The organism is Pseudarthrobacter lactosi, from assembly GCF_055412785.1.
Genome location: NZ_JBVAYS010000003.1, coordinates 241129 through 259916, shown reverse-complemented (window position 1 = coordinate 259916; position 18788 = coordinate 241129). Strand labels below are relative to the sequence as shown.

Below are 18788 nucleotides of genomic sequence, written 5' to 3'. Positions count from 1 at the left end.
GAAAGGTCGGGCATGACGGAGTACACGAACATCCTGGTGGAACAGCGCGGCCGGGTAGGGCTGGTCACGCTCAACCGCCCTGAGGCGCTCAACGCCCTGGACAAGGCCACCATGGACCAGCTCGTGGCAGCCGTCACCGCCATGGACGCCGACCCCGGCGTGGGCGCGGTGGTGGTCACGGGCTCGGGCAAGGCGTTTGCCGCAGGTGCCGATATCAAGGAAATGGCGTCGCAGGGCTACATGGACATGTATGCCGCCGACTGGTTCCGGGGCTGGGAGGACTTCACCCGGCTGCGGATCCCTGTCATCGCGGCGGTATCCGGCTTCGCCCTGGGCGGCGGCTGCGAGTTGGCCATGATGTGCGATTTCATCATCGCAGGGGACAACGCCAAGTTCGGCCAGCCGGAGATCAACCTCGGTGTGCTGCCGGGCATGGGGGGTTCGCAGCGGCTCACCCGCGCCGTGGGCAAGGCCAAGGCCATGGACATGATCCTCACCGGGCGCTTCATCGGCGCCGAGGAGGCTGAACGCTCCGGCCTCGTCTCGCGCGTGGTGCCCGCGGAGGATGTGGTGGAGGAGGCGCTGAAGGCCGCGGAGGTCATCGCGTCCAAGTCCAAGCCGGTGGCCATGCTCGCGAAGGAAGCCGTCAACGCAGCCTTTGAAACGGGACTCGCCCAGGGGGTCCTGTTCGAGCGCCGGATCTTCCACTCACTCTTCGCCAGCGAGGACCAGAAGGAAGGCATGGCCGCCTTTACGGAGAAGCGCCAGCCCGGGTTTAACCACCGCTGACCCGCCGTATCGATAGGTTTCCCTGTGGGCGGTGACGTCTGCCGCCAGTTCCTCCGCCACCGGATGGTCTCCTAGACTCGTAGGGCGGGAGCATGGGAATCGGCACGGACGTGGCTACGCAGTGGAACGGGGACAGGCAGATGTGGGAAACGGCCGTTGCGGCAGCAGGCTCAACTGACAACCTGGGCGGCCTGGTGGGCGTCGCGGCGCGGGGGATTGAAAATCTCGGCGAGTGGGGCGTGGGACTGTTCACCCTCGCTGAGACGCTCCTTCCGCCCATTCCCAGCGAAGTGATCCTCCCACTGGCCGGGTACCTGGCCAAGCAGGGATCCTTGAACCTGGTCCTCGTTTTCGTCACCAGCACGCTGGGCGCCTACCTCGGTGCGCTCCTGCTGTATTGGCTCGGAGCCAAGCTGGGGCTCGAACGTTCCATCCGGGGCTTGTCGAAGCTTCCGCTGCTGGACCGGGAGGATTTTGAGAATGCCGCGGACTGGTTCCGCCACCACGGCCGGTCATCGATCTTCTTTGGCCGGCTGCTCCCCGGTGTGCGGAGCCTCATCTCCCTGCCCGCCGGAGCATCCGACATGCATCTGGCCACCTTCAGCCTCTACACCCTCGCCGGGAGCGGACTGTGGAACGGCGCCCTCATTGGCCTGGGCTACGCGCTGGGCTCGCAGTACCAGGTGATCGAACAGTATTCACGTTTCCTCAATTACGCCGTCTACGCCACGCTGGTGCTGACCGTGGGGTGGCTCGTTGCCAGAAGTGTCCGGCGCAGCAACGCCGCCAAACGCTAAGGGCTTCAGTCCGCAAAGTCCCCGGCATTCCGGCGGAAGGTGCCCAGGATGCCGATCAGCTGGTCCACGTCGGCCGCGTCGAAACCTGACTGGCCAAACACCTCGGTGTTGAGTACCGCCGTCGCGCGTTTAGCCACGGTGCGCCCCTCCGCGGTGAGCTCGATCAGGGTGGTGCGGCCGTCCGTAGGATGCGGCGAACGGGCCACGAGTCCCGAGCCTTCCAACCGGTCGACGGCGTTGGTCACCGAGGTGGGATGGACCTGGAGCAGGGCGCTCGCCTTGTTCATGGGCAGCGCGCCGCTGCGGGCGAAGCTGAGGAGTGCGAGCAGCTCGTACCGGGCGAAGGTCAAGCCGAACGGCTTCAGCGCTCCCTCGATCCGGGCGAGCAGGATCTGCTGGGTGCGCATGATCGCGGTGATCGCCGCCATGGGCGCGGCGACGTCGGCCCAGCCGTGCTCCTCCCAGTTCCGTTGGGCGTCGGCGATGGGGTCCCGGGGCAGTGGAGCGGCCATCCTCAGCCCTTCAGCCCGGGGAAATCCGCCTCGGAGTACTCCACACCGAAGCTGTCGGGATGCGTGCCCCCGCCGTGCCGGAGCTCCTCATGGTGCCGCAGCTCCACACGGCGGATTTTGCCCGAGATGGTCTTGGGCAGCGCCGCGAATTCCAGCCGCCGGATCCGCTTGAACGGCGCCAGGTGCTCGCGGCAGTACCGCAGGATGTCCTCCGCCAGCTCGGGCCCCGGCTCCAGTCCGGACGCCAGGACAACGTAGGCCTTGGGGACGGAGAGCTTCAGCGCATCCGGCGACGGAACCACAGCAGCTTCAGCCACGGCCGGGTGCTCCAACAGCACGCTCTCCAGTTCGAACGGCGAGAGCCGGTAATCGGAGGATTTGAAGACGTCGTCGTCGCGGCCCACGTAGGTGATGACGCCGGACGTGTCCCGGCTGGCCATGTCGCCCGTGTGGTAGTAACCGCCGCGGAACGCCTCGGCGGTCCGCTCCGCGTCCCCGTAGTAGCCCTTCATCAGCCCCACCGGCCGGGGGTCCAGGCGGAGGCACAGCTCGCCGTCGTCGGCTTCTTCCCCGGTGTTCGGGTCCACCAGCACCACGTCGTAGCCGGGAAGCGGCCGCCCCATGGCGCCGATGGTGACCGGCTGGCTGGGCGTGTTGGCCACCTGGACCGTGGTTTCGGTCTGGCCGAAGCCGTCCCGGATGGTCTGGCCCCAGGCGCGGTGCACCTGGTCAATCACTTCGGCGTTCAGCGGCTCGCCCGCGGAGACCACCTTGGTGGGCGGGGTTTTCAGCACCTTCAGGTCTGCCTGGATCAGCATCCGCCAGACGGTGGGCGGGGCGCAGAAGCTGGTGACGTGCTCCCGGTCCATCTGCTCCATCAGGGCACGGGCGTCGAACCGTTCGTAGTTGTAGACAAAAACGCAGGCCTCCGCGATCCACGGGGCGAAGAAATTGGACCAGGCGTGTTTTCCCCAGCCCGGCGAGGCCACATTCAGGTGGACATCGCCTGGTTCCAGGCCAATCCAGTACATCGTGGAGAGGTGCCCGACCGGGTACGACGTGTGCGTATGCTCCACCAGCTTGGCCTTGGACGTGGTTCCGGAGGTGAAATACAGAAGCAGCGTCTCGTCAGCCTGGGTGGGGGCGTCGGCCGTGAAGGTGGCTGCCGCCGTCGTCGAATCCGTGTACTGGAGGGCGCCGGGGGTTCCCGCTGAACCGTCACCGGCGCCGATTTCAATCAGGCGGTAATCGCCGGGGACGCCGGCAAACTTACCGATGTTGGAACGCCCGACGGCGGCCCAGCCCGCCTCGCCGCGCTCCACGCGTTCGGCCAGGTCCTCGGGACCCATCAGGGTGGTGGTGGGGATCAGGACAATGCCGAGCTTGATGCCGGCCAGCATCAGCTCCCAGAGCTCCACCTGGTTGCCCAGCATAACGATCATGCGGTCGCCGCGGCGCATGCCCTGGCTTCGCAGCCAGTTGGCCACCTGGTTGGACCGGGCGGCCAGGTCCGCAAAGCTCCGGCGGGTGGCCGAGCCGTCCTGCTCCACGATGACCAGGGCCGGGTTGTTGGCCCTCTCAGGATCGGCGGCGATCTGATCGAACCAGTCGAGGGCAAAGTTGAATTCCGTGAAGCGCGGCCACACGAACTCGCGCCTGGCCTGGTGGTAGTCGGAGTGGAGGGCCAGCAGGCGGTCGCGTGCGGCGCGGAAGTCATCGGTGACTGACAAGGGGACACCTTTCGTCCAGTGATGCGCATCACTAAAGATCCATCCTGTGCAATATACTAGGACATCCAAGGGTTTGGAAGACCGAAGGGATATGAAGCGTGCAGCCACAAGGACGTGAGCGTGTTGTGACCGAAGCCCCGCCCTTTCCCGAGGCGGACCTGATGCACATCGTGGATCTCCTGCCCGCGGCGGAGCGTGTGCGCTATCTGGAGATCCGGGAATTCCTGCAGTCCAGGGTGCGGCAGGCATCCATCGACTACTGGAACCGCGAGGAATTCCCGTTCGGGCTGCTGGCGGAGATGGGCAAGCACGGGCTTGGCGCCTTGCAGACGGACGGCACGTCCAAGCTCTTCAAAGGCCTGATGTACGTCGAAGTTGCCAGGGCGGACGTTTCGCTGTCGGCCCTGGTAGGGATCCACAACGAACTGATCGTGGGGATGATCGACGCCCTCGGTTCCGAGGAGCAGAAGCAGCGGTGGCTGCCCGGCCTGAAGAACTTTACCCAGCTTGGCGCCTTCGCCCTGACCGAACCGGAGCACGGCTCGGACATTGCGGGCGGGCTGGAAACATCCGCGCGGCTCGAGGACGGTGAGTGGGTGATCAACGGCGCCAAACGCTGGATCGGATCCGGGACCATCGCGGACTTTGCCATGGTGTGGGCACGCGACGAAGCGGACAGGCACATCAAGGGCTTCATTGTGGAGACGGACCGCCCGGGCTACCGGGCCACCAAGATAGCCAACAAGATCGGCCTGCGGATCATGCAGAACGCGGACATCGTGCTGGACAACGTCAGGATTCCGGCGTCCAACATGCTGCCGGGCGCCACCGATTTCTCCAAAGCCAACGACCTGCTGCGGGACTCGCGAGCCTGGGTTGGCTGGCAAGGTGCCGGGATCCAGCTGGCCGCGTTCGACGTCGCCCGTTCCTACTCCCTGGAACGCAGGCAATTCGGCAAGCAGCTGGCATGCTTCCAGCTGGTCCAGCAGCAACTGGCGGAAATACTCGGCAACGCATCCGCGTCACTGGCGCTGATGGCCCAGCTCGCCCGGATCCAGACGGACGGCAAGCTGGAGATGGCGCAGGCGGCCATGGCAAAGTCCACGTGCACCCGGCTGGCCCGCGCGTCGGTGGCGATGGGACGGTCGCTGCTGGGCGGCAACGGGATCAGCTCGGACTATGAGATGGGCAAGCTGTTTGGTGATGCCGAAATCCTCTACACCTATGAAGGCAGCTACGAAATCAATTCGCTGATTGTGGGCCGGGCCGTCACCGGAAAATCGGCCTTCGTATAGACATTCACGGGTACTACGGAACTTAACAAAAAACTGCCCTGGCCATGCTTTGCAGCACGGCCAGGGCAGTTGATCAGAACCTTAGAGCGGGCGAATGTTCTCTGCCTGCGGGCCCTTGGGACCTTGGGTCACATCGAATTCGACTTTCTGGTTCTCGTCCAGTGAGCGGTAGCCGCTGCTGGAGATTGCGGAGTAGTGCGCGAAAACATCGGCGGATCCGTCGTCCGGAGCGATGAAGCCAAAGCCCTTTTCAGCGTTGAACCATTTAACTGTGCCTGTTGCCATTGCTAACTTCCTTTGTAACCCTTTTCTGGTCCTGCTCGGACGGCAGGCAGACGCGGAGTCTGTAGTCCGCTGTCTCAAACCTAGGGGCTGCGCGGTGGGCGTGCAATAGCTACAGTCATCAAGTGTCACCCCTGTTACAGAAGTGGTACACGGGAATTGGTCCTATTCGGGCCGCCGAAGTCAGCTGCCACCGGCTCCGGGGCCGTGTTTCCCGGCTGCCCAGGGCTACCGCATACCTTCCCGGCGGATGGCTGTGGCGATGGCCGCGGCGCGTGTCTCCACCCCGAGTTTGGCGTAGATGTGCGCCAGATGGGTCTTGACCGTAGCCTCGGAGATGAAGAGCCGCTGGCCCAGCTCGCGGTTGCTCAGCCCCTCGGTCAGCAGGCTCAGCAACTCCGCTTCCCGGGGCGTCAGGACCTCGTCCGGGTTGCGCAGCTGCTGGAAGAGCCGGGAGGCCACGGGGGCGCTCATCACGCTTTTCCCTTGGATGGCACCGCGGATGGCGGCGAAGATTTCGTCCGGGGCGGCGTCCTTGAGGAGGTAGCCCATGGCGCCGGCGTCCACCGCCCGGACAATGTCGGCGTCCGAATCGTATGTGGTGAACACCAGGATTGCCTGCCGGTTGTTGCGCTGGCGCAGCTGCTTGATGGCTTCGATCCCGTCCATCCCGGCGCCCATGGCCAGGTCCATCACCACCACTGCCGGGGAGTGCTGTTCCACCAGCTCCAGGGCCTCCTCGCCGGAGGCGGCCTCGGCCACCACGTCAAAGTCGGGCTGCGTGCCCAGCAGTGCCTTGAGTCCGCTCCGGACCACCAGGTGGTCGTCCACCAGGAGGACGGTGATGCCGGTCATGCGTCATCCTGCGTGCTCTGCTGCGCAGCGGGCGCTGACTGCATCCGAACCGGCACTTGTGCGGCCACGATGGTCCCTTCGCCGGGGGTGCTTTCCACCGAGAATACGCCGCCCAGCTGCTCCACACGCTGGCGCATGGCCCGCAGCCCGTATCCTCCGGCGTCCGACGGCGGTGCTGCCGCCAACGGGTCAAAGCCCGTTCCGTCGTCGTAGATGTCAAGCGTGACCGAGCCAGGAAGGAACCCCAGCGTCACGGTGGTGGTGCTGGCGCGCGCGTGCTGCTGGATGTTCGCGGCCGCGCTCTGGACCACACGCAACAGGGTGTGCCGGACTTCGGCCGGGACGTCCCTCGGTTCTCCGGTGACCAGGAGCCGGGCATGCGGGACGTACTGGGTGGCCGCCTGGTGCAGGGCCTCGGGAAGCGGTGACGCGTCCAGGCCCGGGGCGGCGAGCTCGTGGACCAGGCTGCGGGTCTCGGAGAGGTTCCGGCGCAGCAGCTCCGTCGCCTGGCTGAGCTCCTGGCGCGATGCCTGGCCTGGCCACGAACGGTCAGCGGCCTCCAGGAGGAGCAGGCTGCTGGCCAGGCCCTGCGTCACGGTGTCGTGGATCTCGCGCGATACCCGTTCGCGTTCGGCGATGGTGCCGGCCCGGCGCTCGCTGGCCGCCAGCTGACCCTGTGCCAGCGATACCTCGGCATGGAGACGGCGCTGTTCCGTGGCGTCGTGCTCGATCCGGTCATAAATCAGGGTCAGCATCACGCCGACAGCGAGCGGCCCCAGCAGCATCGCGAGGTCCGTGCCGTCGCTGAGCCGGAACAGACCGACGGCGGTGGCGGCCGCCGTCGCGCCCGCCGCCACGTAGCCCACGGCGCCGGTGAAAGCCGTGCGGCAGAGGAAGAAGATCGCAAAGGAACACCACGCAAAGCTGGGTGCGGCAACGACCAGCACAGCCCAGACGGCCACAAACACCAGCATCCAGACTGCCCACGGGCGTCGCTGCCGGGCCAGTACAGCGATCACGGCGTACAGGGCGCACACCGCTGCTGCCAGGCCGAGGACCAGCAGGTTGTCCGGCAGGCTGTGCCGCATGACGTAGCGGACGGCCGACGCGACAAGCAGGAGAGCGAAGCCCAGATGGACGGCGGCGTCGATCCGGCCGAACCGGCCAGTTGCCGGAGCAGGGTCGGCAGGCAGCGCGGACCCGGTGGTCAGTGGGGATCCGGCTGTCAGGGTTTCACGGGGAGTGGCAGGGGAAGGCATGGGGTCCGGTTCAGGTCAGGGAGAGTTCCTCTCCCATGCTATTGCCCGCGCCGTTGCTGGTCTCTCAGCCTTTTGGCTGATGCTGCTGGCTTTCCGGGGGAGTGAGGCGCAGCCGAAGGCCCGATGTTTGTTCCGGCTGGCCTGGACAGGATAGAGGGAGCCAACGCCCATCAGAATCAACCCAAGGAGATCACCATGAAGAAGTCCAACAAGATTGCCGCCGCCGCTGCCGCCGGGGCATTGCTGCTGACCGGAGGGCTGACCGTTGCAGCCAATGCCGGTACCCGCCAGGCTGCCGCCTCTGCCGCCGTGCCCGCCCTTGCCGCCGCCCCGGCTGCGGTACCCGCCGTCGATATCCCGCAGGCGCCGGAGACTGTGGTGGCACAGAACCGCATCACCGTAGGCGCCTCGTCTGACGCTGTCAGCGCAGCGCTCGCCAAATGCCAGGCGGACAAACTGCCGTTCGTCACGGTCGCCCTGGTGGACAGGTTCGGCACCGTCCAGGCACTCCTGCGCGGCGACAACGCCGCCGAGCACACGATCGAGGCAGCCAAGCAGAAGGCCTACACCGCGGCCGCGTTCGGTGCACCCACCAGTGAGCTGGCCAAGCGCGTCAACGGCAACGGGCCCAGCATTGCGGACCTCCCCGGCACCCTGTTCCTTGCCGGTGGCGTCCCGCTCAAGGTGAACGGTGTCTCCGTGGCAGGCATCGGCGTGGGCGGTGCCCCCGACGGCAACCTGGACGAGGCCTGCGCCACCGCCGGGGCCGAGGCCATTGCCGCGCTGGCAGCCAGCCCGGCCAAGTAGGCTCGGCTCCATGAGGCGTTTCAGGAGTTGGCGGGTGAAGAGCCGGCTCCGGGCACGCGGGGCAGCAGCCATGGTCATCGTGGCGACTGCAGTGGCAGGTTCCCTGACTGCGTGCCAGGCGGGTCCCGGTGAGCCGCAGCGGCAGGAGTCGCCGTCGTCGTCCTCGTCCGAACCGACACCGCCCACTACAAGTGCGCCGGTTACTGCCGCGCCGGTCACCTCTGCGCCGGTGACTGGTACACCGGCGGCCACTAAGCCGCCAGCCATGTCAGCGGAAGCCGAAGGCAGGCTCAACCAGGAGCTGATCGCCGCCGCGAAGGCGAACAACGTGGCGCTGGTAGGTGAACTCATCGGCCGCGGCGGCAACGTGAACGCCAAGGACGCCATCCAGGATTCCGCGTTCCTTTACGCCGGAGCCGAGGGATTCAACGAGGTGCTCCGGCTGACGCTGGCCGCCGGTGCGGACGTTGCCAGCACCAACCGGTACGGCGGGACGGCACTGATACCCGCCAGCGAGCACGGCCATGTGGAGACGGTCCGCATCCTCCTGGCCGCCGGGGTGCCCGTGAACCACGTCAACAACCTGGGCTGGACCGCCATGCAGGAGGCCATCCTGCTCAACAACGGCGGGCCCAAGCAGCAGGAAGTGGTCCGGCTGCTGCTCGAGGCACGCGGGGACCCCAACATCCGGGATCCCCAGGGGCGGACCGCCTTGGAGAACGCCGAACGCCTGGGCTTTGTGGAGATCGCAGCGCTGATCCGCGGCCGGTAACTGCCCGGAAAATCCAACGTGGGGTCAGATACGGCCCGATAATCCTGTCCGGAACGGCAATATCTGACCCCGCGTTGGTTTACTAGACGGCCTCGAGGACGCTGACGTAGTTGGCGATGCCCACGCCGCCCATGTTCTGGACGGCGGCACGTCGCGGATTCGCCAGCTGCATGCCACCCGCGGTGCCGGTGAGCTGCATCGCGGCGATGACGTGCTGGGACACGCCGGTGGCACCGACGGGGTGGCCCTTGGCCTTGAGTCCGCCGGAGACGTTGATGGGCAGCTTCCCGTCCTTGAACACCCAGCCTTCCTGCACGGCGCGGGCGCCCTGGCCCGGTTCGGTCAGTCCCATGGCCTCGTACATCAGCAATTCGGCGATGGTGAAGCAGTCGTGGACTTCGGCGAAGTCCAGGCCTTCAAGCCCGACGCCGGCCATCGCCAGGGCGCGCTGCCAGGACACTCGGGTGGCTTCGAAAGCCGTGGGGTCCCGGCGTTCGGCAGGGAAGAAGTCGTTGGCGTGGCCGAACCCGGCGAGCCGGACCGGCGCAGTGGCCCCTCCGGTCGGTGAGACGGACAGCACGACGGCGGCGGCGCCGTCGGACACGGGGGAGCAGTCGGTGCGGCGCAGCGGATCGGCCACCATGGGGTTCTTGTCCGAGATGGTGCGGCAGAACTCCTCGCCGAGGTCCTTGCGGAGCTGGGCGTAAGGGTTGTCCACGCCGTTGCGGTGGTTCTTGGCCGCGATGGAGCCCAGCACGTCGCCCAGCTGTCCGTCGCCGCGACCGTAGCGCTTTTCGTAGTGCTTGGCGACGTCGGCGAACAGGCCTGTAAAGCCGGTGGTGGACGTCTGGCCGGCCATGTCGTAGTCGGCGCCCAGCAGGGCGGCCCCCACAACGTCGGCGCCGGCGTGGGTCATCTTCTCGGCGCCGATCACCAGGACGGTTTTCGCGGTGCCGGCCAGCAGCGACTTGGTGCCCTGCTGGAAAGCGGCCGAACCGGAGGCGCAGGCGTTCTCGACGCGGGTGGCCGGGACGTTGGCCAGGTCCGGTGAGACCTGCAGCGCCAGGGACGACGGGAAGGCCAGCGGCATCATGCCGGAGTTGAACTGGCCCAGGTAGATCTCGTCGATCTGGCCGGGCTCGATCCCGGCGTTGCTGATGGCCTCGGTGGCCACCTGGACGATCAGGGACTCGAGGGTCTCATCGGTCAGTTTGCCGAACCGGCTGTGGCCCCAGCCGGTGAGCAGGACGTCCTTGCCGAATTGTTCCTTGAGGCTCATGCCGTGGCTCCTTCCAGGGTTGCGTCGTTCAGGACTGCTTCGTCCAGGGCTGATTCCAGGGCGACAGTGAACACAGCGTCGGTTTTTTCACGGATTTCCTCCTCGGTGACCCCCGGCGCCAGGCGGGTCAGCGTGAGCTGCCGCCCGCCGTCGTCGTCCGCTTTTTGTTCGGTCTTGACGATGTCAAAAACCGCGAGGTCGCTGATGATCCGGTCCACGCAGCGCAGGCCCGTGAGCGGCAGGGTGCATTCGGTGACGATCTTGGCAGTGCCATCCTTGGCGTTGTGCTCGGTCAGGACCACCACACGTGGCGTTCCAGCCACGAGGTCCATGGCGCCGCCCATGCCCTTGACCATTTTTCCGGGGATGGTCCAGTTGGCGAGGTCGCCGTTGCCGGAAACCTGCATGGCGCCCAGGATGGCGACCTTCACGTGCCCGCCGCGGATCATGCCGAAGGACGTGGCGGAGTCGAAGATGCTGCCGCCGGGCAGGACCGTGACGGTCTGCTTGCCGGCGTTGATGAGGTCCGCGTCCTCGTCTCCGTCATAAGGGAACGGGCCCATGCCGAGCAGGCCGTTTTCGCTCTGCAGGACCACCCGGACGCCGTCGGGCAGGTTGTTGGCCACCAGCGTGGGGATGCCGATTCCCAGGTTCACGTAGTCGCCGTCGTTCAGTTCCTCGGCCGCGATGGCAGCCATTTCATCCCTGGTCCAGGCCATGGGGTTCTCCTTGGGGTTCAAAGTTTGGGGGGGGGCTTAAGTGTTCGTTCGCGCTGCGGAGTGCGGGGTCGGGCCGTAGTGCGCGTTCAGGCGGGGACCGGTGCCGCTTCCCGGGTGCGGACGGTGCGCTGTTCGATGTCCTTCACCCGGCCGATCGCCTGGACCAGGTGCTGGACGTACACGCCCGGCGTGACGATGTGGTTCGGATCCAGTGCGCCCGGCTCCACAATGACTTCAGCTTCGGCGATGGTCACCACGCCGGCGGTGGCCACCACGGGGTTGAAGTTCCGGGCCGTGAAGCGGTAGATCAGGTTCCCGTCCGTGTCCGCGGTGTGCGCGTGGACCAGTGCGACGTCGGCGCGGATGGCGCGCTCCTGGACGTACGTTTCGCCGTCGAACTCTGCCAGCGGTTTGCCTTCGGCGACCAGTGTTCCCACACCGGTCTTCGTGTAGAAGGCGGGGATGCCGGCACCGCCGGCGCGGAGGCGCTCGGCCAGGGTGCCCTGCGGCGTGAACTCCACCTCGAGCAGGCCCGCGAGGTACTGCTCGGCGAAAAGTTTGTTCTCGCCGACATAGGAGGCAATGACCTTGCGGACCTGGCCGGCTTCGATCAGCACACCCAGGCCTTTCCCGTCCACGCCCATGTTGTTGGACACCACGGTCAGGTCGCGCACACCGGAATCGCGCACGGCCTCGATGAGGTCCGCAGGGATGCCGCTCAGACCAAAGCCGCCGACGGCGAGCGTCATGCCGTCCCGGAGCACTTCCGCCAGGGTAGCGGCTGCGTTGGATTTCAGTTTGGACATCCCGTCTCCTCGTCATCGAGCATGCAAAGCGTTTCGGATTATCCACGTTGTGGACAACCGGCCTGATATTGGAGCCTAGGGCGCTTGCGAAAGCTGGTCAACGTCGCAATCCGCCCCATAGGGCAGATATTTCACAGCGTGGACGGTAGGCTTTGCGGTGTCCACATTGTGGAGGATTTTTTGAGAGTTGGTGGTCTGAATGGCAAATCCAGTCCAAGGAACGCAGGTCGTGGGGCGCGTGGCCTCACTGCTCCGGCTCGTCGGCCGGAAGCCCGAGGGCAGCTCGATTTCCGGCCTGGTCCGGGAGTCGGGGCTGACCCGTCCCACCGTCCACCGGCTCCTGGCCTCCCTTGCCGCGGAGGGCCTCCTGGACCACGATGCCCGCAGCGGAAACTGGATCCTGGGCCCGGAGATCTTCCTGCTGGGATCCGTGGCCGCGGCCCGCTTCCCGCTCGAGGACCTGGCGCGGCCAAGCCTTCGCCGGCTGGCGGAGGAGACCGGCGAGAGCGCCTTCTATTCCATCCGCAGGGGCCAGGAGACAGTCTGCGTGCTGCGGGAAGAGGGAAGCTTCCCGGTACGCTCGTTTGTGCTGCACGAGGGAGTCCGTTTTCCGCTGGGCGTGGCCTCGGCCGGGACTGCGATCATGGCCTTCCTCCCGGACGAGGAACAGGACGCCATCCTGTCCGGCTGGGACCAGCACGCCGGTGGTTTCGCAGCAGGCCACGGACTGGACGTGGTCCGCCGAAATCTGGAACGGACCCGGCTGCATGGCTTCGCGGTGAATCCCGGCCTGGTGCTTGAGGGCAGCTGGGGAATGGGGGCTGCCGTGTTCGACCAGCTGGGCAGACCGGTCGGCGCGCTGTCACTCACCGGCATCGAACCCCGGTTCCGGCCGGAACGGCAGGAGTTCCTCGGCAAACTGCTCATGGAGGAAGCGCACCGGATCACATCCACACTGGGCGGGAGCGGTTCGACGCGCGGGCGCTGAGTCTCCCCGGTTTAGGGAAGGTACGCCGACGGCGCGCCGCCCGTTCGCGGCGACGCGCCGTCGTCGTGCCCCAAAGGTGGGGAATTCCAGCGATGGGCGGCGCCTATTTCCACCACGTATCGAAGATGGTGACCGGGACGGTGCGCTTGTGGCGGGTGCGGAGGTACTTCTGCTCGATCTGCTCGGCGGCCGCCTCGGGGATTTCCCGGCCTTCCAGGTAATCGTCGATCTGGTCATAGGTCAGTCCCAGTTCGTCCTCGTCGGTGCGTCCGGGCTTGCCGTCCAGGAGATCGGCGGTGGGAACCTTTTCCCAGACCCGGGCAGGGGCGCCCAATTCGCCGAGCAGTTCGCGGTTCTGGCGCTTGTTCAGGCCGAACAGCGGCAGGATGTCCGCGCCGCCGTCGCCGAACTTGGTGAAGAACCCGGTGACGGACTCGGCGCCATGATCCGTGCCGATCACCAGGTAGTTGTGTTCCCCGGCCAGCGCGTACTGGGCGATCATCCGCGTGCGGGCCTTGGTGTTTCCCTTATGGAAATCGGAGATCTCGTTTCCAACGGTCTTCTCGAACTCGTCCTCGAAGCCATCCACAGCGGCGGAAATGTTGAAGGTCCACTCCGTCTTGGCCTGGATGAAGTCAAGGGCGGCCTGGGCATCTTCCTCGTCGTGCTGGACGCCGTACGGAAGGCGGACCGCTACGAAGTTGGCCTCCACACCCTCGGCCTCAAGCTCCTCCACAGCCAGCTGGGCCAGCCTGCCGGCGAGCGAGGAATCCAGTCCGCCCGAGATGCCCAGGACAAAGCCCTTCGTTTGGGTAGCCCGGAGGTAATCCTTGAGGAAATCCACCCGTTTGCGCACCTCCCCGACGGGGTCGATCCGGGGCTGCACGCCCATTTCTTCGATGATGGTGGCCTGGAGTTCGCGCATGTGATCCAGCCTAGTCAGCGCTGTCAACAACGCTCAACTATGTCCACGCGAACCACGAACGTTTCGGCGCGAACGGACACTTCAGCACCTCAGCACGAACGGACACCTCGGGCCCGGGGCTACCGCGTTCCCGGTGCCGCTCCGGTTGAACCGCGGACCGTGAGATGCGTGGGCATCAGTGAACGGCTGCGGCTGCCTCCGCCCGCCAGCGGGTTGAGCTGGGCCAGGAGCATGGACACGGCGACGCGGCCTGCCTGTTCGATCGGGGAAGCCATGGTGGTCAGCGGGGGATTGCAGAAGTCCGCGCCGAAGATGTCGTCGCAGCCCACCACGCTCATGTCCTCCGGGACCCGAATGCCGCGTTCGCGCAGCCGCTGGAGCATGCCGATGGCGATGAGGTCGTTAAAGGCAATGCACGCGGTGACGCCGGAGTGCACGGCGGCGTCTGCTGCGGCGGCACCCGATTGCGTCTTGGGGGCGAACGGGCCCAGCCTGCGCACGTCCACGCCGCGGTCCTCGGCGGCGGCGGCCAGGGCTGTCCAGCGAAGAGTGCTGGATTGGGACGTGAGCGGGCCGGCCATGTAGGCGATGCGGGTGTGGCCCAAAGAAATCAGGTGGTCCAATGCCTGGCTGGTGGCGGACGGCGTGTCAATGACGACGGCAGGAACGCCGGCTACGTCGCGGTTGACGGTCACCATGGGGATCTTGGCAGCAGCGGCCAGCAGCGCCTCATCAGTGAGCCTGGATGCGGCGACGATGATTCCGTCAGCGCTCTTGCGCAGCTGCTCCATGCTGGAGGCCTCCACCTCGTCGGATTCTTCGGTGTCCACGAGCAGCTGGGTGTAGCCCGCTGCCTTGAGCTGCAGCTGGGTACCCCGGATGAGGTCGAAGTAGAAGGGGTTGGTGATGTCAGGCACCAGGACGCCGACAGCACCGGTGCGGCCGGAGCTCAGTGCTTTCGCCTGGCTGTTCGGCGTGTAGTTCAGCTCGGCTGCCGCCGCTTCGATCCGTGCACGGGTGCGGATGTTGACCCGGTCCGGAGTGGATAGTGCGCGGGATACGGTGGAGGCGGCCACGCCACAGATCGCGGCGATGTCGTGGATGGTGGCAGGGCGGTCTGTTCCGGCTGCTTGCATCGCCATGGCGCGCTCCTCACTGAACGGGATGACAGGGGGCTTGTGACGGTTGCCACAGCCCTGTAGCTCCTAGATTGCCACAGAATGCAATCAATTGGCAATCGGTTGTCATTGACGGTTGACGTGTCTAGACTTAGGGCAGCACTTTTTTGTGAACTGAGTCACCCGCGCGCCGGAGCGGCACCAAGGCTGTCCCGTCGCGGGCATACCCAAGGAGATTCCCGTGACCGAAGCAACAACTGAAACAGCAACCGCCGTCTGGACGCTCTCAGGATTCGGCGACGAGGTGGATACGGACCCCGCCATCCAGGCCGCTGTCATGCTGGCACTCGGCGCGAGCTACATCGAAGTACGCAGCGCCTGGGGTGTGAACGTCTCCGAGCTGACGCCTGGGCAGGTCTCCGAGCTCAAGGAACTCCTGGACGCCAAGGGCCTGAAGGTCTCAGCCGTCGCAAGCCCCATCGGCAAAGTGGACATCAGTCTGCCCGTGGAGCACGAGGTGGAGCGCCTCCGCCAGATCATTTCCGTGGCCAAGGGCCTGGATACCAAGTACATCCGGATTTTCTCCTTCTACCGGAGTGAAACCCAGACGCCGGAGGGAATCCGCGACGACGTCATCACGCGCATGCGGGCACTGGCCGCTGAAGCGGAAAGCGCCGGCGTCGTACTCCTGCACGAGAACGAAAAAGACATCTACGGCGATACGCCGCAGCGCGTCCTGGACATCATGGAGTCCGTGGACTCTCCCGCATTGCGCGTCGCCTGGGACAACGCCAACTTCGTCCAGGTCGGCGTCCGGCCCTACACCGACGGCTACGCCATGCTCCGCCCCTACCTCGAATACCTCCAGGTCAAGGACGCCATCATGGCCACGGGTGAGGTTGTGCCTTCCGGCCACGGCGACGGCGAACTGGACGCCACCATTGCCGCCCTGAAGGCGGACGGTTACGCAGGCTTTGCCTCACTCGAACCGCACCTCGCCAGCCACCACGAGCTGGGTGGTTTCTCCGGGCCGGTTGCCTTCGGCACGGCTGCGCGCGCCTTCGCGGTCCTTGCTGCCAAGAACGGAATCGAACTTTCGTGACCGGCCTCAAGGCCGCAGTTATTGGCTGCGGTGATGTGTCGGCAGTTCACTTTGAGGCCATTGCAAAGCTCGACGGCGCGCGGTTGGCTGGGGTCTGCGACTCAGATCCCGGCCGCCTTGCGGCTGCTGTGGCTGCCTATGGCGTCCCGGGGTTCCCCGATCACCTCAGCCTGATCGAGGCTATCGGCCCGGATGTTGTACACATTACGACGCCGCACAACATGCATGCCTCCATCGCGGCGGACTGCCTTGAGCACGGCGTGAACGTGATTGTGGAAAAGCCGCTGGCGCACACGCTCGAGGAGGGCCGCCGTCTCGTGGAGGCTGCCGCAGCGTCCGCTGCCAAGATCGCCGTCTGCTTCCAGAACCGCTACAACGCCACCGCGCAGGCGATGCATGCACTGCTTTCCTCCGGCGAACTGGGCGCGGTAGTCGGGGCTTCGGCCACGGTGCTGTGGCACCGCGACGCCGACTATTACCGCAGCCGGCCGTGGCGCGGCACCTGGGCAGGTGGTGGCGGCGGGCTCATGATGAACCAGGCCATCCACACCGTTGACCTGTTGCAGTGGCTGGTGGGCGACGTCGTTTCGTTGTCCGGCAACGCCGCAACCAGGTTCCTGGGCGAAGCCATCGAGGTGGAGGATACGGCGGAATTTGTTGCCGAGCACGCCAACGGTGCCCGCAGCGCCTTCTACGCCACCCTGGCCAACGCCGTCAACGCGCCGGTCACTTTGGACATTGTCACGGAAAAAGCGACTCTCAGCCTTCGCGGGGATTTGACCGTCACGTATGCGGACGGCCGCGTGGACGTGGTCCCGGAGCGAGTGGTGGAGTCCGGCGGCCGCGCCTACTGGGGTGTCTCGCACGAACTGCTGATCGCCGACTTCTATGCGCGGCTGGGTGACGAGGGCCCGTTCTGGATCAATCCTGATGAAGCCGAGAAATCCCTGAGGATCGTCAAGGAGATTTACCGCCAGAGCTACCCGGACACGGCGGCGACTGTTTCCTGACCGCCTCATGGCAACCGGTTGATAGCCATTAGAACTTCTTATTAGCGGCCATTTCCGCCAACATTGCAACAATTCTGACAATCGGTTGCCAAAGTTGGCAATCCTGCGTATTGTGAATCTCACAAGCCGGTGTGGCCCACGCCACACCGGCACACGAAACAGTCCCGTTCCACGTATCAAGGAGCCAACAATGAAGTTAGGTCCCAAGGCGGCAGCAGCCGCCCTTATCACCAGCGCGGCCCTCGCGCTGACAGCCTGCGGCGGCGGTGGCAGTGCGGGCACCAGCAATTCCGGTGCCCCTAAGACAACGTCCCTCACCCTTGGCACCGTCAGGGACCTGGCTTCGTGGGACCCTGCGCAAGCGCATGTGGGCCACGTCCTGCAGCCCTATCAGGTGGCCTATGACTCTCTGCTCCTGCGGGAACCGAATGGCAAGCTGAGCCCCATGCTCGCCACCGAGTGGAAGTACAACGAGGCGGAGACCAAGCTCACCGTAGACCTCCGCACAGACGTCACGTTCAGCGATGGCGCCAAGTTCGACGCCGAGGCAGCCAAGGCAAACTTGGACCACTTCAAAAAGGCCAACGGCCCGCAGATGGCCCAGCTCACCGCAGTTGCAGACGTGGCCGTGGTTGATGCGGACACCATCGAGCTCAACCTGTCAGCTCCCGACCCCTCCCTGGAGTTCTACCTCAGCCAGGCAGCCGGCCTGATGGGCAGCCCCAAGGCGCTGGGTACTGAAGGCATTAAGACCGAGCCGGTGGGCAGCGGCCCGTACGTCATGGACAAGGCCGCTACGGTCAAGGATTCACAGTCGGCGTTCACAGCCCGGAAGGACTACTGGAACAAGGATCTCCAGAAGTTCGAGAAAGTCACCTTGAAGATCCTGACTGACCCGACTGCCCGGACCAACGCTTTGGTGTCGGGGCAGGTGGACGGCACGCTGCTGGATCCCAAGACCGGCAGGCAGGCTGAGGGCGCGAAGATGAAGTTGGTCACCAACCAGGTGGACTGGCAGGGGCTGTTGCTCCTGGACCGCGACGGCACAAAGAACCCCGCACTCCAGGACGTGAGGGTCCGCCAGGCAATCAACCATGCTTTTGACCGCAAGACGATCCTCGACCAGGTATTGCTGGGTCAGGGAACGCCCACGTCCCAGCCCTTCGGCAAGGAGAGCGGCGCTTGGGTAGACGAACTTGAAGACAAGTACCCGTATGACCCGGCAAAGGCGAAGGCCCTGCTGAAGGAAGCCGGCCACGAAACCGACGTGGTCCTTGAGGTCCCCTCGGTTCCGGGCTTCGAAACCCAGCTCGCGGTGCTCAAGCAGCAGCTGGCAGATGTGGGAGTAACCTTGAACGTCGGCGCAGCGATCACCAGCACGTTCACGAGCGACGTCGCGGCCCAGAAATTCACCAGCATGTACTTCTCACTCTTCCAGGGTGAGCCCTGGGTGGCTATCAACCAGATCGTCTCCACCAAGGCGCTGTACAACCCGTTCAAGAACACCACCCCTGAACTGCAGGCCAAGATCGAGGCTGTGCAGAACGGCGGCACGGACGCAGGCAAGCTGGCCCAGGAAGTGAACAAGTTCGTGGTGGAACAGGCATGGTTCGCTCCGCTGTTCCGGGTCAACCAGATGTACTACCACAACGACAAGATCACCGTAACGCCCCAGATTCAGCAGGCAGTTCCGTCGATCTACAACTACTCGCCCGCCAAATAAGGCTCGGGTCAGCCAGCACC

General features: G+C 65.6%; 19 protein-coding genes. 9 read left to right on the top strand and 10 right to left on the bottom strand.

Annotated features, from left to right (window positions below; all coding sequences use genetic code 11):
• The first annotated feature begins 12 nt into the window (after positions 1-12).
• Together ACZY0Q_RS14680 and ACZY0Q_RS14675 are read left to right on the top strand one after the other, a co-directional pair.
• Positions 13-789 carry an enoyl-CoA hydratase gene (locus tag ACZY0Q_RS14680; protein ID WP_463917926.1) on the top strand — a complete coding sequence of 259 codons (777 nt, stop codon included), beginning with the start codon at positions 13-15 and terminating at the stop codon, positions 787-789.
• A gap of 140 nt (positions 790-929) precedes the next feature.
• Entirely contained in the window at positions 930-1586 is a 657-nt protein-coding gene (locus ACZY0Q_RS14675; RefSeq protein ID WP_463918660.1) for a DedA family protein, read from the top strand.
• A gap of 5 nt (positions 1587-1591) precedes the next feature.
• Here the strand turns inward: ACZY0Q_RS14675 and ACZY0Q_RS14670 are convergent, their stop codons facing one another.
• Complete coding sequence (locus ACZY0Q_RS14670) at positions 1592-2098, bottom strand: MarR family winged helix-turn-helix transcriptional regulator (protein ID WP_463917925.1); 507 nt, start codon at positions 2096-2098, stop codon at positions 1592-1594.
• Positions 2099-2100: 2 nt separating this feature from the next.
• Entirely contained in the window at positions 2101-3828 is a 1728-nt protein-coding gene (locus ACZY0Q_RS14665; protein ID WP_463917923.1) for an AMP-binding protein, read from the bottom strand.
• A 161-nt stretch (positions 3829-3989) separates the two neighbouring features.
• Here ACZY0Q_RS14665 and ACZY0Q_RS14660 point away from each other — a divergent pair, with 161 nt between their 5' ends.
• Complete coding sequence (locus ACZY0Q_RS14660; RefSeq protein ID WP_463918659.1) at positions 3990-5123, top strand: acyl-CoA dehydrogenase family protein; 1134 nt, start codon at positions 3990-3992, stop codon at positions 5121-5123.
• Between the two features lie 81 nt (positions 5124-5204).
• Here the strand turns inward: ACZY0Q_RS14660 and ACZY0Q_RS14655 are convergent, their stop codons facing one another.
• From ACZY0Q_RS14655 to ACZY0Q_RS14645, 3 genes are all read right to left on the bottom strand, one after another.
• Complete coding sequence (locus tag ACZY0Q_RS14655; protein WP_069950491.1) at positions 5205-5408, bottom strand: cold-shock protein; 204 nt, start codon at positions 5406-5408, stop codon at positions 5205-5207.
• 225 nt (positions 5409-5633) lie between these two features.
• Positions 5634-6260, bottom strand: coding sequence for a response regulator (locus ACZY0Q_RS14650; protein ID WP_463917921.1), 627 nt, complete (start codon positions 6258-6260; stop codon positions 5634-5636).
• On the bottom strand, positions 6257-7519 hold the full coding sequence (locus ACZY0Q_RS14645; RefSeq protein WP_463917920.1) for a sensor histidine kinase: 1263 nt from the start codon (positions 7517-7519) through the stop codon (positions 6257-6259). Before ACZY0Q_RS14645 ends, ACZY0Q_RS14650 begins: the two co-directional genes overlap by 4 nt.
• A gap of 195 nt (positions 7520-7714) precedes the next feature.
• Between ACZY0Q_RS14645 and ACZY0Q_RS14640 the strand changes: the two genes are divergently transcribed.
• Together ACZY0Q_RS14640 and ACZY0Q_RS14635 are read left to right on the top strand one after the other, a co-directional pair.
• On the top strand, positions 7715-8326 hold the full coding sequence (locus ACZY0Q_RS14640) for a GlcG/HbpS family heme-binding protein (protein ID WP_463917919.1): 612 nt from the start codon (positions 7715-7717) through the stop codon (positions 8324-8326).
• Between the two features lie 34 nt (positions 8327-8360).
• Positions 8361-9098 carry an ankyrin repeat domain-containing protein gene (locus ACZY0Q_RS14635; protein ID WP_463917917.1) on the top strand — a complete coding sequence of 246 codons (738 nt, stop codon included), beginning with the start codon at positions 8361-8363 and terminating at the stop codon, positions 9096-9098.
• An 82-nt stretch (positions 9099-9180) separates the two neighbouring features.
• Here the strand turns inward: ACZY0Q_RS14635 and ACZY0Q_RS14630 are convergent, their stop codons facing one another.
• The 3 genes from ACZY0Q_RS14630 to ACZY0Q_RS14620 form a co-directional block, all read right to left on the bottom strand.
• The gene (locus ACZY0Q_RS14630) at positions 9181-10377 is read right to left on the bottom strand and encodes an acetyl-CoA acetyltransferase (protein WP_463917915.1); all 1197 of its coding nucleotides are present in this window, start codon (positions 10375-10377) and stop codon (positions 9181-9183) included.
• Positions 10374-11096, bottom strand: a complete 723-nt coding sequence (locus ACZY0Q_RS14625) for a CoA transferase subunit B (RefSeq protein ID WP_463917913.1) — start codon at positions 11094-11096, stop codon at positions 10374-10376. The genes ACZY0Q_RS14630 and ACZY0Q_RS14625 overlap by 4 nt, the downstream gene beginning before the upstream one ends.
• A gap of 86 nt (positions 11097-11182) precedes the next feature.
• On the bottom strand, positions 11183-11902 hold the full coding sequence (locus ACZY0Q_RS14620; RefSeq protein ID WP_463917911.1) for a CoA transferase subunit A: 720 nt from the start codon (positions 11900-11902) through the stop codon (positions 11183-11185).
• 199 nt (positions 11903-12101) lie between these two features.
• On the opposite strand from ACZY0Q_RS14620, the gene ACZY0Q_RS14615 reads away from it, so the two are divergent.
• Positions 12102-12890, top strand: coding sequence for an IclR family transcriptional regulator (locus ACZY0Q_RS14615; RefSeq protein WP_463917910.1), 789 nt, complete (start codon positions 12102-12104; stop codon positions 12888-12890).
• Positions 12891-12993: 103 nt separating this feature from the next.
• On the opposite strand, the gene nadE is transcribed toward ACZY0Q_RS14615, so the two are convergent.
• Together nadE and ACZY0Q_RS14605 are read right to left on the bottom strand one after the other, a co-directional pair.
• Positions 12994-13815 (bottom strand): ammonia-dependent NAD(+) synthetase, encoded by an 822-nt coding sequence (gene nadE, locus ACZY0Q_RS14610; protein ID WP_463917908.1) that lies wholly within the window; start codon positions 13813-13815, stop codon positions 12994-12996.
• A 119-nt stretch (positions 13816-13934) separates the two neighbouring features.
• On the bottom strand, positions 13935-14951 hold the full coding sequence (locus tag ACZY0Q_RS14605) for a LacI family DNA-binding transcriptional regulator (RefSeq protein ID WP_463918658.1): 1017 nt from the start codon (positions 14949-14951) through the stop codon (positions 13935-13937).
• Between the two features lie 223 nt (positions 14952-15174).
• Between ACZY0Q_RS14605 and ACZY0Q_RS14600 the strand changes: the two genes are divergently transcribed.
• From ACZY0Q_RS14600 to ACZY0Q_RS14590, 3 genes are all read left to right on the top strand, one after another.
• Positions 15175-16035 (top strand): sugar phosphate isomerase/epimerase family protein, encoded by an 861-nt coding sequence (locus ACZY0Q_RS14600; protein WP_463917907.1) that lies wholly within the window; start codon positions 15175-15177, stop codon positions 16033-16035.
• The gene (locus ACZY0Q_RS14595) at positions 16032-17045 is read left to right on the top strand and encodes a Gfo/Idh/MocA family protein (RefSeq protein WP_463917905.1); all 1014 of its coding nucleotides are present in this window, start codon (positions 16032-16034) and stop codon (positions 17043-17045) included. The genes ACZY0Q_RS14600 and ACZY0Q_RS14595 overlap by 4 nt, the downstream gene beginning before the upstream one ends.
• A 190-nt stretch (positions 17046-17235) precedes the next feature.
• Complete coding sequence (locus tag ACZY0Q_RS14590; RefSeq protein ID WP_463917904.1) at positions 17236-18768, top strand: ABC transporter substrate-binding protein; 1533 nt, start codon at positions 17236-17238, stop codon at positions 18766-18768.
• Positions 18769-18788: the final 20 nt, after the last annotated feature.

What these genes read in the sequence shown, in the direction of transcription:
- ACZY0Q_RS14615 (WP_463917910.1), top strand. Translation starts at nt 12,102, where the DNA reads ATGGCAAATCCAGTCCAAGGAACGCAGGTCGTGGGGCGCGTGGCCTCA.
- ACZY0Q_RS14660 (WP_463918659.1), top strand. Translation starts at nt 3,990, where the DNA reads ATGCACATCGTGGATCTCCTGCCCGCGGCGGAGCGTGTGCGCTATCTG.
- nadE (WP_463917908.1), bottom strand. Translation starts at nt 13,815, where the DNA reads ATGCGCGAACTCCAGGCCACCATCATCGAAGAAATGGGCGTGCAGCCC.
- ACZY0Q_RS14670 (WP_463917925.1), bottom strand. Translation starts at nt 2,098, where the DNA reads ATGGCCGCTCCACTGCCCCGGGACCCCATCGCCGACGCCCAACGGAAC.
- ACZY0Q_RS14620 (WP_463917911.1), bottom strand. Translation starts at nt 11,902, where the DNA reads ATGTCCAAACTGAAATCCAACGCAGCCGCTACCCTGGCGGAAGTGCTC.
- ACZY0Q_RS14630 (WP_463917915.1), bottom strand. Translation starts at nt 10,377, where the DNA reads ATGAGCCTCAAGGAACAATTCGGCAAGGACGTCCTGCTCACCGGCTGG.
- ACZY0Q_RS14605 (WP_463918658.1), bottom strand. Translation starts at nt 14,951, where the DNA reads ATGCAAGCAGCCGGAACAGACCGCCCTGCCACCATCCACGACATCGCC.
- ACZY0Q_RS14645 (WP_463917920.1), bottom strand. Translation starts at nt 7,519, where the DNA reads ATGCCTTCCCCTGCCACTCCCCGTGAAACCCTGACAGCCGGATCCCCA.
- ACZY0Q_RS14625 (WP_463917913.1), bottom strand. Translation starts at nt 11,096, where the DNA reads ATGGCCTGGACCAGGGATGAAATGGCTGCCATCGCGGCCGAGGAACTG.
- ACZY0Q_RS14640 (WP_463917919.1), top strand. Translation starts at nt 7,715, where the DNA reads ATGAAGAAGTCCAACAAGATTGCCGCCGCCGCTGCCGCCGGGGCATTG.
- ACZY0Q_RS14655 (WP_069950491.1), bottom strand. Translation starts at nt 5,408, where the DNA reads ATGGCAACAGGCACAGTTAAATGGTTCAACGCTGAAAAGGGCTTTGGC.
- ACZY0Q_RS14590 (WP_463917904.1), top strand. Translation starts at nt 17,236, where the DNA reads ATGAAGTTAGGTCCCAAGGCGGCAGCAGCCGCCCTTATCACCAGCGCG.
- ACZY0Q_RS14680 (WP_463917926.1), top strand. Translation starts at nt 13, where the DNA reads ATGACGGAGTACACGAACATCCTGGTGGAACAGCGCGGCCGGGTAGGG.
- ACZY0Q_RS14650 (WP_463917921.1), bottom strand. Translation starts at nt 6,260, where the DNA reads ATGACCGGCATCACCGTCCTCCTGGTGGACGACCACCTGGTGGTCCGG.
- ACZY0Q_RS14675 (WP_463918660.1), top strand. Translation starts at nt 930, where the DNA reads ATGTGGGAAACGGCCGTTGCGGCAGCAGGCTCAACTGACAACCTGGGC.